General features: G+C 71.0%; 10 protein-coding genes. 5 read left to right on the forward strand and 5 right to left on the reverse strand.

Features of this window, described 5'->3' with window-relative positions; genetic code table 11:
• Positions 1–10: 10 nt before the first annotated feature.
• The 5 genes from hisD to WG209_RS06080 form a co-directional block, all read right to left on the reverse strand.
• Entirely contained in the window at positions 11–1,390 is a 1,380-nt protein-coding gene (hisD, locus tag WG209_RS06060; protein ID WP_337174117.1) for a histidinol dehydrogenase, read from the reverse strand.
• 94 nt (positions 1,391–1,484) lie between these two features.
• Positions 1,485–2,033 carry a hypothetical protein gene (locus tag WG209_RS06065; protein ID WP_337174118.1) on the reverse strand — a complete coding sequence of 183 codons (549 nt, stop codon included), beginning with the start codon at positions 2,031–2,033 and terminating at the stop codon, positions 1,485–1,487.
• Between the two features lie 13 nt (positions 2,034–2,046).
• Positions 2,047–2,949: a hypothetical protein gene (locus tag WG209_RS06070; RefSeq protein ID WP_337174119.1), complete on the reverse strand. Its 903-nt coding sequence runs from the start codon at positions 2,947–2,949 to the stop codon at positions 2,047–2,049.
• The gene (locus WG209_RS06075) at positions 2,927–4,369 is read right to left on the reverse strand and encodes an ammonia-forming cytochrome c nitrite reductase subunit c552 (protein ID WP_337174120.1); all 1,443 of its coding nucleotides are present in this window, start codon (positions 4,367–4,369) and stop codon (positions 2,927–2,929) included. Before WG209_RS06075 ends, WG209_RS06070 begins: the two co-directional genes overlap by 23 nt.
• Before the next feature lie 293 nt (positions 4,370–4,662).
• Entirely contained in the window at positions 4,663–5,688 is a 1,026-nt protein-coding gene (locus tag WG209_RS06080; protein ID WP_337174121.1) for a collagen-binding domain-containing protein, read from the reverse strand.
• 962 nt (positions 5,689–6,650) lie between these two features.
• On the opposite strand from WG209_RS06080, the gene WG209_RS06085 reads away from it, so the two are divergent.
• From WG209_RS06085 to WG209_RS06105, 5 genes are all read left to right on the forward strand, one after another.
• Positions 6,651–9,470: a TPM domain-containing protein gene (locus WG209_RS06085; protein ID WP_337174122.1), complete on the forward strand. Its 2,820-nt coding sequence runs from the start codon at positions 6,651–6,653 to the stop codon at positions 9,468–9,470.
• Between the two features lie 104 nt (positions 9,471–9,574).
• Entirely contained in the window at positions 9,575–10,339 is a 765-nt protein-coding gene (locus WG209_RS06090; protein ID WP_337174123.1) for a hypothetical protein, read from the forward strand.
• A gap of 29 nt (positions 10,340–10,368) precedes the next feature.
• Positions 10,369–12,189: an AAA family ATPase gene (locus tag WG209_RS06095; RefSeq protein ID WP_337174124.1), complete on the forward strand. Its 1,821-nt coding sequence runs from the start codon at positions 10,369–10,371 to the stop codon at positions 12,187–12,189.
• Positions 12,190–12,226: 37 nt separating this feature from the next.
• Positions 12,227–12,532 carry a hypothetical protein gene (locus WG209_RS06100; protein ID WP_337174125.1) on the forward strand — a complete coding sequence of 102 codons (306 nt, stop codon included), beginning with the start codon at positions 12,227–12,229 and terminating at the stop codon, positions 12,530–12,532.
• Positions 12,533–12,551: 19 nt separating this feature from the next.
• A complete protein-coding gene (locus WG209_RS06105; protein WP_337174126.1) occupies positions 12,552–14,753 on the forward strand; it encodes a beta-galactosidase trimerization domain-containing protein in 2,202 nt (733 codons plus the stop codon).
• Positions 14,754–14,761: the final 8 nt, after the last annotated feature.

The following is a 14,761-nucleotide window of genomic DNA, read 5'->3' on the forward strand; positions in this document are numbered from 1 at the left end:
CGGGTGGGGGTCAGGGCCGCTCGATCCTCGCCGCGCGGACGTCGACGCTGTGGCGGTGGGCCGTGAGGCCCTCGACGTCGGCGAGGAGGCGGACGTCGGGCGCGAGCGCCGACAGGCCGCGGGCGTCGACGCCGATGAGGCTCGTCCGCCGCAGGAAGTCGTTGGCCGACAGGCCCGAGGCCCATCGCGCCGTGCCGCTGGTGGGCAGGACGTGCGACGGCCCGGCCGCGTAGTCCCCCAGGGCGACCGGCGTGAGGTGCCCCAGGAACACCGCGCCGGCGTCGGTCAGCCTGGGCAGCAGCCGCTCGGGGTCGGCCGTCGAGATGTGCAGGTGCTCGGGCGCGAACATGTTCGAGAGCGCGACGGCCTGGTCCTCGTCGACGCACTCGATCAGCGCGCCGAACTTCTCCAGGCTGTCGCGGGCCAGGTCGCCGCGGCTCAACTCGGCGAGCTGCCTCTCCAGGGCGTCCGCCACCCGCCCCACCATGCCCGGGGCCCAGGTCAGCAGGATGCTCGCGCCGGGGGAGTGCTCGGCCTGGCTGATGAGGTCGGCGGCGATGTACTCGGGTTCCGCGGAGGCGTCGGCGATCAGGACGACCTCGCTGGGGCCGGCGATGCTGTCGATGTCGACCTCGCCGTAGACGTACTTCTTCGCCAGCGCGACGAACAGGTTGCCGGGGCCGACGATCTTGTCGACCGCCGGGATCCCCTCGACCCCGTAGGCCAGCGCCGCGACGGCCTGCGCCCCGCCGACGCGGTAGACCTCGTCCACGCCCAGCTCGCGGCAGGCGGCCAGCAGCTGCGGGTTGTAGCCGCCGAACTTCGTGGGCGGGACGACGACCGCGATCTCCTGGACGCCCGCCGCCCGCGCCGGGACGACGGTCATCAGGAGCGTCGACGGATAGGCCGCCGCGCCGCCGGGCACGCAGACCCCCACGCGACGCAGCGGGGTGTATCGCAGTCCCAGACGCACGCCCGGCCTGGGCTCGACGTGGACGTCCTTCGTCAGGATGGCCCGCTGGTAGGTCAGGACGTTCTCGCGGATCCTGGCGATGGTCGCGAGGTATCCGGGGTCGGCCTGGCGGTGGGCGTCGTCGAGTTCCGCCCGGGAGACGCGGACCTCCTCGGGCTTCAGGTCCACCCCGTCGAGCTTCCGCGTGTAGTCGAGGACGGCTTCGAGCCCGCGCCCGGCGACGTGCTCGCAGATCCGCTCGACGACCTGGGGGGGCGAGAGGGGCTCGCCGAAGACGGCCGCGGTGCGGGCCTTCCCCTCGGGGCTGACGACGTTCCCCTTGGGGCTCAACTCCCGGCGCAGCGAGGCGATGGCCTCGCGGGCGTCGTCACGGGCGCAATCGATCCGGCGGATGCTCAGGCTCAAGGTGCTCACCATCGGCGGCGTTCCGGGGCTTATCCACCTTCCATTATCCCCCGCCGCCGGATTCTCGCAACCACGCCGCGGGTTTCCCCGCGTCCGGTCGGCCGATTCAACCGTCGTCCGCCTCATCCACGTCCAGGTCGGCGAACACGACCTGGAGGCCGACGCGCTCGCCGTCGCGGACGATCTCGCGGACCAGGTAGGCACCGCTCCCGAAGCCGGTCTGGGCGTAAAGGAGCGGGGAAGGGCCGTCGGGATGGAGCGTCCCGACGAGTTCGTCCCCCTTGGTCCCGGCGATGTACGCCTGATAGCCGGCGTCGTCCAGGGGCTCGGTCTCGGCGTGGAAGCGGTCGACGTCGGCCAGGCCGACGCGGCCGGAATCCACGATGAAGCGCTGGACGTGGTCGCCGACCGCCCCGCCGGGGGCGCGGGTGGCGCGGAGTCGGGAGACCACCCGGCGGCCGGCGAAGTCGGAGAGCTTCACCTCGACCTCGAACGTCCCCGCGCCGACCTCGATCGGCTCGGCGTGGAACAGGAACGTCGGGTCCGCGACGACGATCACGCCGCTAGGAATTTCCAGCCGGCCGGCGGACAGCCACCCGCTGGAACGGGGGCGGTCCACCGACACGGGCTCCTTCAAGTAGCTTTCCAGGTCCATCGGCGACTCCGGCTCAGGCGACGGGCTGAAGCTCGACCTCGGCCCGGGCCGGTTCCCCGTTCCGGTTCACCGCCAGCGCCCAGATGCCCAGCAGCCCCAGCAGCGCCAGGTCGTTGAACAGCAGGGGGGCGAACGCCGGGGCCCCGTAGAGGAACGAGGCCCACAGGGTCGCCGAGGGGCGGGCCAGGTTGGCGTAAACGTGCAGGCCGAATCCGGCCAGCCCGACCGCCATCTGGAGCATCATGACGCCCGCGGCGAGCAGCCGCAGCGGGCGGTTGTCCGGGACGACCAGCACGGCGGTCATGAACCCGAAGGCGATCGCCGCGCCGATGACGCTGGTCCACTCGCTGGGGTGGAAGAACCCGTTCTGCGCGTGGTCGCCCAGGCTCAGGACGAAGTTCCCCGCCCAGCCGCCGGCCGCCAGCACGACGACCCACGACGCCCATTCGCGCGTCCGGCCGTCCGCCATGCGGCTCAGCATGATGAGGAAGCCGATGCCGGCGTAGGCTAGCGGAGCGGCGAACGGGGCGGTGTAGACCAGGTTCTTCAGCGTCATGTTCTGGAAGAAGTCGGCGCGGAGGTGGAGGATCAGCCCGGCGATCCCCACGACGAGCGACCCGAACCCGACCAGCAGCCCGATCTGGCGAGACAGCGAGACGCGCCAGGGGGCGTAGCCCTCCGGACGCGCCCGCCTCGTCGCCGGCTCCGGCCCGCCGAGCATCATCGCGACGATGAGCAGCGGGGCCGCCGCCATCGAGTAGAAGACCGGGATGTACTCCGACGAATGCTCGAAGGCGTTCATCTGGTGGGCGATCGCGACGTCGAACCCGATGAACCCGACGTTGATGATCGCGAAGACTTCCGTCCAGAACAGGGGACGGGCGAGCCAGGGCTTACTTCGGAGTGTTCGAAGCATCGGCCGCGCCTCCCGGCTGGTCGTTCGCGCCCGGGGTGAAGACGTCCGCGGGGAGGTCCGCCCCCCGCGCGGCCTCGGCGGCCCTCCCGGCGGCTTCCCCGGCGGCCTTGGCGGCGGCCTCCGCGGCCTCGACGGCGGCCTCGGCGGCGGCCTGGGCGGCCTCCGCGGCGCGAGCGGATTCCTCGGGGGTCTTGCCCGCCTTCTCGCGGATCTCCTCGGCCGACTTCTTCAGCTCGGTCAGCTTGCTGACGATCTCGTAGTAGCCGTGCCACTGGACGAAATCGGCCCCGCCCATGTAGGCGCCGTGCTTGGCGGTCCGCCCGCCGTAGTGCCAAAGGTCGAAGTGGAGGTACTCGATCGGCTCGTCGAACGGTTCGGGGGTGAGGAGGTTCTCCTTCCGCAACCCGGCGAGAATCTCGTCGGCCTCCTTCACCAGCTTGTTCGTCGACCGGACGACGGCCTCGGCCCCGCCGTAGAACTCCTGGATCTTGGGGTTCGTGTGGCACTTCAGGCAGATGGCCTTCATGTTGCGCCGACCCGCCTCGTAGTTGGGCCGTCGCTGGGAGATGGGGTCGAAGAGGAAGTACGAAAGCCGCTCGGTCACGTCGTGGGTGAACTTCTCCCCCTCCAGGCCGCTCATGTGGCAGGTAGCGCAGGTGGGGACGGGCATGTCCTCGGTGGTCAACTTCTCGGGCCGGGCGTTCAGGTTCATGATGTGTCGCTGGACATTGAACAGGACGCCGTGCTTCGACTCGTGGTAGATCTCGAGCTGCGAGTGGTCGGGACCCATGTGGCACTGGCCGCAGGTCTCCGGCATCCGGGCCAGCTCGACCGACGAGACGTGGCGGGCGTGGCACGCGGTGCAGGAGCCGATGGACCCGTCCGGATTCGGCTTGCCGATGTCGTGGCACTGCCGGCAACCCTTGTTGATCGAGGCCGCCCCCTGCACGGCCACCAGCGGGTGGGCCGGGCGGTCGACCGCCCCCGGATGGATGGCCTCGGCGAAGGCGATCTGCTCCGGCGTGAAGTCCTCGGCTCCCGTGACCGCGGCCCACGCGGGCGCGGCGTGCCGGCTCTTCATGTACTCGTCCACCTGCTGCTCGTGGCAGGCGCGACAGTTGTTGGAGGTTAGCTTCCGGGTGATCGTGAAGCCCTTGTGGTCGTAGGGCTCCTGGCCCTTGGTGGGCTGGTGGCAGTCCAGGCAGACGACGCCCGCCTTGGCGTGGCGGCTCATCTCGAACTCATGGACGACCGCCGAGGTCTCCTTGCGGTGGCAGTCGGCGCACTTGCCGGTGGCCTTCACCAGGTCGGCCGACGGCCGATCGACCTCCACCCTCGGCCGCTTCGCCTGGAGCACGAAGGCCGACACGATCATGGCCGTGCTCAGCAGGACCGCGATGAATAATCCGCGGAACGACATGGGGCGTCTCCCGTCGTCGAGAGGGGCGGCGACGACGCCGGGGCGCGACGGGGCCGTCGGCGTGCGCGATATGGCCCGGACGCGAGCGCCCGGACCACGCCCTGTTTTCGCAAGCATTCGTCGCGCCGCGCGCGACGGTTCGGAGAAGCGGCGCGCGGCCCGATGTGGTGCTTCGGAAGGCCGCCGTCGCCTCGTCCAGTATTTTCAGTCTACAACGACCTTGCGCCCGAGCAATGGCCTGCCGGCCCCCGCGCCGTTTTGCTGGCGCGGGGGAGGTCCCCCGGCGTCGGGGGTCAGGCGTCGCGGCGACGCCGGCGGGCGTACAGGCCGCCGGCCGCGAGCGCGATCGCGGCCATCGCCATCGACGAGGGTTCCGGCGCGGCGGTCGTCGGGACGTAGCCGCGGTAAAGGGGCGGATGGATCTCCGCGTCCTGGCCGTCGAAGGGATTCGCGGAAGTCCCGAGCTGACGGACGAACACCCCGCCGTCGATGGTGTTGGTGTTCTTGAGGATCGCGTTGGGGGCCAGCATCGCCCCCTTGAAGTTGCCGCGGAGCATGTCGATCACGGTCGCTTCATAAAAGTTCCAGATCACATGAGGGTTGCCGGGGATGAGAAGGGCGGGGACGTTGGGGCTGTCGGGATCGGGAGTGTTGAAGTCCCCGTCGAAGTTCCGCCCGCCCAGGAAGGAGATCACCTCGCCCGCCACGTTGATGATGACCGACTCGCCGTCGGCGAACTGCCGGCCGTTGAGGTCCAGCACCAGCGAGCCCAGGCGGGAGTCGCCGAAGACGTCGGCCGCCTGCACGTTGAACACCGCGTTGCCGACGGAGTTCGCCGCGACCACGAACAGCCCCTTGTTGTTGACGTCATTGAGCTGGAAGCTGTTGGTCGGGGCGAGGGCCTTGAAGCCGTCGGAGTAGGTCCGGAGCAGGGCGGCGTCGCTCGCCCCGATCCCCCGGACGCTGGCGTCGTCGACGGTCGCCGGGCCGTTCGCGAACACGTTCGTCGGGGTGGACGCGCCGCCGATCACGGCGTTCGCCCCCTGGTCCAGCTTGACGCCCCCGTGCTGCGCCCCGACGACGTTCCCGCCGACCATCAGGCCGACGCCGCTGCCGGCCATCGTCCCCGCGCGGGGCTTGATCCCATACTGGCCCCCCACGACGTTGAGGTCGCCGCCGACCCGCACGGGCCCCTCGGTCTCGTGCCTTACGTAGGCGTTGCCCGTCACGACGACGTTCCAATCCCGGAGGAGATCGGCCCGGACGGCGGGGGCGGCGAGTGAAAACGGCAGGATGAAGAGGGAGGCCTTTCGCATCATCGAACAAATCAAGTTGACCGACTCCGGTTTTCAAGGTGGGAAGCCATGACTCCCGGCGAGTTCCCCGGGTGATGACGAAGAGCTTAGGACTTGCTCCCCCGGTCCCCTAATCCCGGGTCGCGGAAGCCACGCCGCTCCCCGCGATGTTGATCCGAGGCGACGCGCGAGGCCCCGGCGCGTCGGCGATCCCCGTCGAATCGAGCGCTCGCCACGCCGGTCGCTGGGGGGGGGGAGCCGCCCGGGCGATGGTCCCGCGAGTTGGCTTCGTTCGCGCGCCGACTTGTTTCGCGTTTTGTCGACAAGGCCATCCAGGCAATGGGTTTATGTCTGAAACAAGTTGGCTTCGTTCGTCGTTATCGATGTGGTGTCTCGCCCGATGCGCGTGTTCTCGCCCGTCGGGCGGACGACCCGACATTGATTCCGGCATGGTCGCGAAACGGGGGGCCGCCGCGACTCCCCTGCCTTCTCCCCTCGTGGGAGAAGGTGCCCCGGAGGGGCGGATGAGGGGGGCGCGGCCGGCCACTTTCGCGACGTCCCCCTCATCCGGCCTTCGGCCACCTTCGCCCACGCGGGGAGAAGGGACGCTCGGCGATGGCGAGCGGCGGGCCCGGATGCCATCCCAAATGTGCCGGGTCGTCCGCCCGGCGGGAGAGGGGACGGAGTTAGGACGTGCCCTCCTCCGATCGTGGCGATTCCCCTCGGGGGTCGTGATCCCTCAATCTGGCTGCTTCCGAATTGTCAAGGAGCACAGTCATCGAGCACGCCCATGATCCGCGGGGACGTCGGCGGGATTTCAGGAAACTCGAAAATATTCTCGGAGGGCGGGACGACGCCCTGGGGCGTTGAATCGCGACGTCTCGGCATATACCCTGCACGGTGGGGGTTCCGACCGCGCGCGACTCTCCGCGGCCTTCCAGCCTCGGCGCGCCCGGCCGTCTTCGCGGAACGAGAGCGTCGGATCGATGATCGCCACGATTCCCCGGGCGGTGCTCGCCCTCTCCATCGCCCTGATCGGGGCGGCTCCCCCTTCGCCCATGCCCGAGTTCACCGGGGCGCGGCTGTACGTCGTGGACGTGCCCGACCGGTATCAGGCCGTCGAGCGAGCCATCCGCGAGTTGGAAGCCGACTCGCCGCGGTCGTACTACGTCGCGGTCGTGAAGACGGCGGGGGGCGAGCCCCACGCGGCGCGGGACTACGCCGAACGGCTCCGGGAATCATGGCGGGAGGGAGCGGGGTTCGACGCCGATTCGTCGGTCATCGTGGTCGCGGCGCTGGACGACCGGCAGGTCGCCGTGCTGCCTTCGCGCGCCCTGGTGGATGGGGCGGGGCTGTCGTCCGGCTACGTCGAACGCGAGGTCATCCGGCCGCGATTCGTCCCGCTCGCGAGGGATGGGGACTACCCCGGGGCGCTCGTGGCGCTGCTGGAAGGGGTCGAGGCCCGCGCCGCGTCATTCGAGACGACGGGCGCGGAGCCCGCGCGCGAGGTCGCCACCACCGCCGCGCCGATGCCCGCCACGCCGGCGAGCGGGACGACGGGGACGAGCGTCGCCTGGTCGATCGTGGCCGTGGCGGGCGTGCTCGCGGGGATGGTGGCGCTCCTGGTCTGGCTGGGGAGGAGGCGCGCCCAGGGGGCGTTCCGGGCGAGGCTCAAGGAGTACAAGACGAAGGCCGTCGCCATGATGGACCGGCTGGACGCGCTGAAGGCCCGGCTCAAGGCGCTGCCGATCGAGGACGGCGACTTCGTCGAGCCCATGACCGGCGACACGCTGGCCCTCTTCGAGCGGACTCAGGACGAGCTGCGGAAGCTGTGGGATCGCTGGCTGGAGGTGATGGACGTCGTCGACCGCGCCGAGCGCCATGGCGAGAAGGGGGCGAAGGGGGTCAAGGCGGGGGGCGAGCTGGTCTCCGACGCCAAGGTCTTCGAGGAGGTCGAGGCGGGGGCCGTCGCGGCCTCCGAGATGATGGACCGCCTCAACGCCGCCCACGAGGACGCGCGGGCCGCCGCGGCGACCGTCGAGGAGTCCCTCGCCCGGACGGCGCGACGCATCGAGGCCGTGGGCGCCGCCGGCCTGCCGGTCGCCCCCTACCGGCCGGAAGCCGACCGGATCGCCGAGCAGGCCCGCCAGGCCGACGCCATCCTCGTCTCCGACCCCCTCGGCGCCAGGGCCATGCTCGACCAGGCCGCGTCCGACTCGGAAACCCTCGCCACCCGCGCGGGGGGCGTGCTGGCTCGGCGCGAGGAAGGGGCCGAGGTCGAGGCGGGGCTGGCGAAGCTCCGCCGCGACGTTACCGAACGCCGGGGCGACGGCCTGCGGCTGGACGAGGACGGCGGCAACCCCGACGACCCCGCCGCGAGGGCCGACCAGGCCCTGGCCGATCTCCAGTCGGCGCTCGAGGAGGGCGACCCGGTCGCGGGGGCGACGAGCCTGGCCTCGGCCCGCGCGGCGCTCGATCAGGGTCGCGGCGTGCTCGACTCGGTCGTCCGGGCTCGCGACGTCGTGGCGAAGGGGCTCCCCGAGTCTCGCCGCGAGTCGCGCCGGCTCGTCGAGGCGGTCAAGCAATACGCGGCCTTCGAGGACGAAATGCGGCGCGACTTCGCGCCGGAATCGTGGCGGGACGTGGCGGGGCACATGACACAGGCGAGGGCGCTGCTGGAGACGTTCGACCGCAAGGCCGACGAGGTCGAGCGGGAGGCCGACGCGCGGTCCCAGAAATTCCTGCTGGCCTCCCGTCTCCTTGGCCGCTTGAACCAGGAGCAGCGGGCGGCCTTCCAGTTGATGAACGGGGTCGGCGAGCGTCTGACGGCGTTGAAGGGGGTCCGCGACCAGGCGAGGCGGCTCGTCGACGAGCTGACGGGGCTCGATCGCGAGGTCCGCGACTTCTTCCGGCGCAACGACGCCGCCGTGGGGGGCCAGGCGCGGGCCAGCTTCCAGGCGGCGGCCGGGGCGCGGGAGGAGGCCGCCAGGGCCGCCTCGGGGTCGCGGCCGGACTGGCCCTCGGCCCTGAAGGCGCTCACGAAGGCGAGGGAGGAATACGGCATCGCGCGGGCGCAGGCGCAGTCGGACGTGGACGTCCATCGCGTCCTCACCTCGGAGTACGACGAAGCGCGGAGGTACGCGGCGCGCGTGGAAGGGCTCCTCGCCGGGCAATCGGAAGACCGCGCCGCGGCCAATCGGCGCTTCCAGCAGGCGGCGCGGGCGCTGGAACTCGTGGGCGGCGAGGGGGCACGGGCCGGCGCGGAGTGGCCATTGTTGCTGGAGCGGGTCCGCGACGCGCGTCGCGACCTGGAGCAGTCGGAGCGGCTGGCCCGGGAGGACGTCCGCCTGGCTCGCGACGCCGAGTCGGAGATCGCTGAGGCCGCCCGGACGATCCGCGAGGGCCGAGCCTTCCTCTCCATGGGCGTCGGCATGGACGTCTCGCCCGCCGAGGCCCTGCTGGACCAGGCCCAGGCGCTCTATCGATCGCAGGATTATGAGCGGGCCGCCCAGGCCGCCGCGTCGGCCCTCCAGCACGTGCGCCAGGCCCATGAGTGGGCCGTGCAGCAGGCCCATTCGCGGCGGATCCACGCCGAGGCGGAGCAGCGGCGGCGGGCCGTCGCCGCCCAGAACTTCGGCATGGGAGCTGCAGTAGGGGCCGGGGGGGCGATGCCGGGGGGCTCCGCGGCGCTCGCCGAGCCTGGACCCGGGCACGCGCCGGCCCCCGCGCGGGCCGAGCCGGTCCCGCCGGCCCCGCCGGCCGCCTCCGGCTCGTGGGAGAGCAACGCGGCCGAGGGCTCCTGGTGAATCGACGGGCCGGGCGACGGAGGCCGGTCGGACGCGCCGCCGCCGCCGCCTCGGCATGTGCAACGGGTTGAGTTGAGACCTCCTGTCCCGGAACGGGTGACGCCATGATCCTCGGCAAAATCTGGAACGCCATCGCGGCGCAATTCAACAAGCTCGCCAACGCGGTCCGGGGCTACGACCCGATCGCCGAGATGCAGCTCGAGTACGACCGCTCCGTCGCCCAGCTGAAGGAGGGCCGCGAGGGCCTGGCGCAGTACCGCGCGCTGGTGGAGCGGGTGCTCCGACAGGTCGAGAACCAGTCGAAGGTGGTCGCCACGCTGGAGGCGAAGGTCAAGGCGTTCCTCAACGCCGGGGACCGCGAGGGCGCCGCCAAGTTCGCCCTGGACCTCCGCCGCGCCAAGGAAGACCTGGCCGAGAACGAGAAGCAGCTCGACATCCACGAGCGGGCGTATCAGAACAACCTGCTGAAGATCAAGAACGCCGTCCACAAGCTGGAGGACGTGAAGCACAAGATCTCCAAGTACGACGCCGACCTGAAGATGAGCCGCGCCGAGGCCGAGCTGTCGCAGATCGCCACCCAGTTCAACTTCAACGTGACCACCGACTTCGGCCAGGCCGAAAGCATCATCCAGGACCAGATCGACCGCAACCGCGGCCGGGTCCGCGTCGCCGCCGACCTCTCCGGCGAGGGGGTGGAGGACATCAAGCGCGAGATGGCCATCGAGCAGAACCTGGCCGAGGACGCGCTGAAGGACTTCGAGAAGGAGCACGGCCTGGCCACGCCCGCGACCGTCGGCGCCGGCCCGGCCGACAAGCAGCTCGGCCCGGCGAAGACGCGCCAGCTCGACCCGCTGCCGGAACTCCCCTGATCGAAGCCGGCACCCAGAGGCGACGACCCGTGAGCACCGACCCGAAGGCATCCCCCGCGCCCGCCGCCGCGCCCCCTCCCGCGACGGCGGTCGTCGAGAAGCCCGCCCCCGAGGCCGACGCCGGCCCGCCGTGGGCCCGCGAGCTGGCCGAGCAGTTCTTCGCCGGCGCGAGCTGCCTGTTCATCCTCCACGGCAACGTCCACGACGTCGTCCGCATGCCGGCCGCCGGCGGGGGCGTCGCCTACGGCGGGGTGGCGGACTACCTGGCGACCCAGCTTTTCGGCTCGTGGGACGTCGTCCTCCGCTTCGACCCCAGTCACGGCCTCCGCGCCTTCGCGGGGGCCGACGGCGACCGCCTGCGGAAGATGATCGCCAAGCTGTCCGACAAGATCGGCGAGCCCCGCGCCTGGCCGCGCGACCCCGACGCGGTCCTCGACCTGCTGGAGCGCCTGATCCAGTCGAACCTGATGGAGACCGACCCGGCGAAGCGCCTGAGCCTCGCCGTCATCTTCGACCACGCGCAATTCCTCGTCCCTTCGAGCGAGCTGGCGCAGCTCTCCGGGGCGCTGGGCTCGCGGCTGGTCCGGCTCCTCTCGTGGGCGCAAGACCCGTACATCAAGCGGAACAACATGGCGTTCTGCCTGCTGGCCGACCAGCTCGCCGAGGTCAACGAGCGACTCGTCGGCAGCCCGCACGTCTCCGCGCTGGCCGCGCCGATGCCCGACGTCGCCGAGCGCCGGGCGTTCTTCGAATGGTTCGACGCCCGCGACCATCGCGTCGGCAACCTCACCGACTTCACCGCCGGGCAGCTCGCCGACCTGACCAGCGGGCTGAGCCTGACGAGCCTGGAGCGGATGCTGGTCCTCGCCGAGAAGTCCGGGGACAAGCTCGACGCCGACGCGCTCAAGAAGCGCAAGAAGGGCCTGATCGAGGCCCAGGCGCGCGGGCTGGTGGAGTTCGTCGAGCCGCCGCACACGATGGACGACTTCGTCGGCAACACCGGGGTCAAGACCCGGCTGATCGACGACGCCAAGCTGCTGGCGAAGGGCCGGCTCGACGCCGCGCCGATGGGATACCTGATCTGCGGCCCGGTCGGCACCGGCAAGACCTACCTGGCGGAATGCTTCGCCGGCTCGGTCGGCGTCCCCTGCGTCAAGCTGCGGAACTTCCGGTCGAAGTACGTCGGCGAGACCGAGGGGAACCTGGAGCGGCTGCTGAGCGTCCTGCGCGCGATGGGTCCCGTGGTCGTCGTGATCGACGAGGCCGACGCCGCGCTCGGCACGCGCGAGGGATCGGGCGACTCGGGCACGTCCAGCCGCGTCTTCTCCATGATCGCCTCGCAGATGGGGGACACGCGCTATCGCGGCAAGCTCATCTGGATGCTGCTGACCAGCCGCCCGGACCTGCTGCCGATCGACCTGAAGCGCCAGGGCCGCGCCGAGGTCCACCTCCCGCTGTTCAACCCGCCCAACGACGCGGAAGTCCGCGAGATGTTCCTCGCGATGGCGCGGAAGAACAAGTTCCGCCTCGACCCCGCCGTCCTGCCCGAGGGGCTGTCGGACCGCGGGCTCAGCGGGGCCGACATCGAGAGCGTCGTCCTCTCGGCCAAGCGGCTCGCGCTGACGAAGGGCCGCGACCAGGCGACGGCCGAGGACCTGACGACCGCGCTGGGCGACTTCATCCCCTCGGCGCAGGGGCTGGAGAAGGAGAAGCAGGAGCTGGCGGCGGTCCTGGAATGCACCTCGAAGTCGTTCCTCCCCCCCGAGTGGAGGGAGCGCGTGGAGCAGCCGGACGCACGCGCCAGGCTCCAGGAGCGCATGGCCGCCATCCGGCGCGTCATCGAAGAGTGAACATCCGACGCAACGCAACGGCACCCGGAGACGAGCGATGTCGAAGAAGAAGCACCGGACCCCCTGGCTGGACGACGATGCCGAGACCCCCATGGTCCACGAGTACGCCGAGAAGCTCGGCGGCTTCATGGACGCCATGGCCGACGGCAAGATCGAGAAGCACGAGCTGGCCGCGCAGGAAGACCGCGTCGTCGCCCTGATGAAGAAGATCGAGCCCGCGCTCCCCGACGACCTGCACGAGGACGTCACGCGCTTGCTCTGCGAGCTGTCGGCCTACAACATCATGCACACCGTCCACGGCCTGTTCGAAGCCGCCCCGAAGAAGACCGAGTTCGAGTGGTGATCGCCTGGGGCGCGAGACGATGACGCGGACGCTTCGGCTGTTCCTGCTGGCTTGCGCGTGCGCACCGCCGGCGTGGACGGCCGGCGCGCGCGGCGGCGACGACCCGGCCCCCGACCGCTACCGTCGCCACGTCGAGTCCGCGCCCGAGTTCCGCGCCGTCCGCCAGGATCCCGGTCTCCTGGAAGGGCGTTGGGATTCGTGGATTTACATGCCCTGGCGCTACCAATGGACGATCGGGACCGGCGAAGCCGGCGGGCGGTTCTGCCGCAATTACGGCATCCGGGGCGGCTTCTCCGACCACGGCCAAGGCCCGGTCGACTGGCTGGAGCGCTGGGGGCTCCGATTCTACAACGACCACACCGCCGGCAAGGGGGACCTGTACCTCCAACCCCTCGACCGCGCTGCGCTCCAACCCCTCCAGCGCGATCCCAGGGCGATCCGGCAGGGGCGCGACGGCCCCCGGCCCATCGACGCCGCCATGCGCGAACGGCTTCGCGCCCGGATCCGCGAGAACGTCGCCAAGGTGGGGCGGAGCCCGACGCGGGTCGCCTACGCGCTCGACGATGAGATCTCCTGGGGATCGTTCGTCGTCCCCGTCGCATGGCGGCTCCACGACGACGACGCCGACTACCAGCGCTGGCTGGACGCCTACCGCGGCGACGGGGCCCGCGCCCGCTTCGTCACCTATGACGACGTCCGCGACGGGCTCGACGGCCGGCTTGACGGGGTCGACCTTTCCCCGCTGCTCGATCGGCTGACCTATCAGGATTCCTACTGGGCGAACTTGCTGGGCGAGATGGTGGAATACGCCAATTCGCTCGACCCGGAGACGCCTTGCGGGTTCGTCGGCGGCCAGGCGCCGAACGCCTGGGGCGGGTACGACTACGCCAAGCTCGCGCGCAAGGTCCAGTTCATCGAGTCTTACGACATCGGCTCGTCGTTCGAGGTGATGCGGTCGCTCGCCCCGCCGGGCCTGCCGATGGTCACGACCCATTTCCACGACGACGCGCGCGGGGTCGCGAACGACGTCTGGCAGTCGTGGACGTACTTCGCCCGGGGCGCCCGGGGGATGATCGGGTGGGTCGAGAACTGGTTCGACGGCGAGACGCCCCGCCCCTGGCTCGACTCCTACAAGGCCACCTTGAGGGAACTGTCGGACGTGCAGGGGCCGAAGCTCGCCGGGGCGCGGCGACTGCACGACGGGGTCGCGATCTATTATTCGCATCCGTCGATCCAGGTCTCCTGGTGCCTCGACGCCCAGGCGCACGGCAAGACCTGGGTGAACCGCAACGACGACCACCGATTGGGCACGTCGCACAACGTCCGCAAGGCGTGGGAATACCTCCTGGCCGACTCCGGCGTCGCGTACGACTTCCTGGCCTATGACCGCGTGATCCGCGAAGGGGTGCCGGATGAGTATCGCGTCCTGATCCTGCCGGCCTGCTTCGCGCTCTCGGACGCCGAGGCCGGGCGGATCGCCGAGTTCTGCCGTCGCGGCGGGCTCGTCGTGGCCGACTTCATGTGCGGCCTGTTCGACCAACACGGCAAGGGGCGGACGAGTGGGGCGCTCGACGACCTGTTCGGCGTCGATCACGACGGCTCCTTGACGAAGGCCGACTTCTTCGGCGGCAAGCTCTGGGTGGAGTCCGACCAGGACGCGGCCTACGGCTACGACCGTTATCGCGACCTGTTCGCCACGGTGGATTCCCGGCTGGAAAGAGGCTTCGCGGTGGCCGAGCGCCGTCTGGGCGGGCGTCGCGTCCGGGAGGTTGGCAAGGGCAGGGCGGTCTACCTGAACCTGTCCCCCCAGCGCTATCTCCAGTACCGCCGGGAAGGGGCGGCGACCGACGCCCACCGCCGCGCGTTCCTCGCCGAAATCCTCCCCGACGGCATCCGCCCCCGCGTGATCGTGACGGTCGACGGCGTCCGTCCCCGCGACTGCGAGACGATCGCCTGGAGGAAGGGGGGGCGCGATTACGTGTTCATCCTCCAGAACGCCCCGGTCGTCTCCGGCCCCCAGGGGGGCGGGGGCGTTGAGGGCCTGCGCGGCGACGCGGTCGAGGTCGACGTCGAACTCCGCGACCCGGCGCGGGACGTGATCGACGAGCGGACCGGGCGGCGGCTCGGCGACACGCCCCGATTCCGCCTGAGCTTCCCGGGCGTCGAGCCCGCCTTCTTCAGCTTCGCGCGGGACGACGCCCATCCTGACGCCTCGCGCTGAGCGGGCTC

It is taken from the genome of Paludisphaera sp., from assembly GCF_037189885.1.
Classification (GTDB): domain Bacteria; phylum Planctomycetota; class Planctomycetia; order Isosphaerales; family Isosphaeraceae; genus Paludisphaera.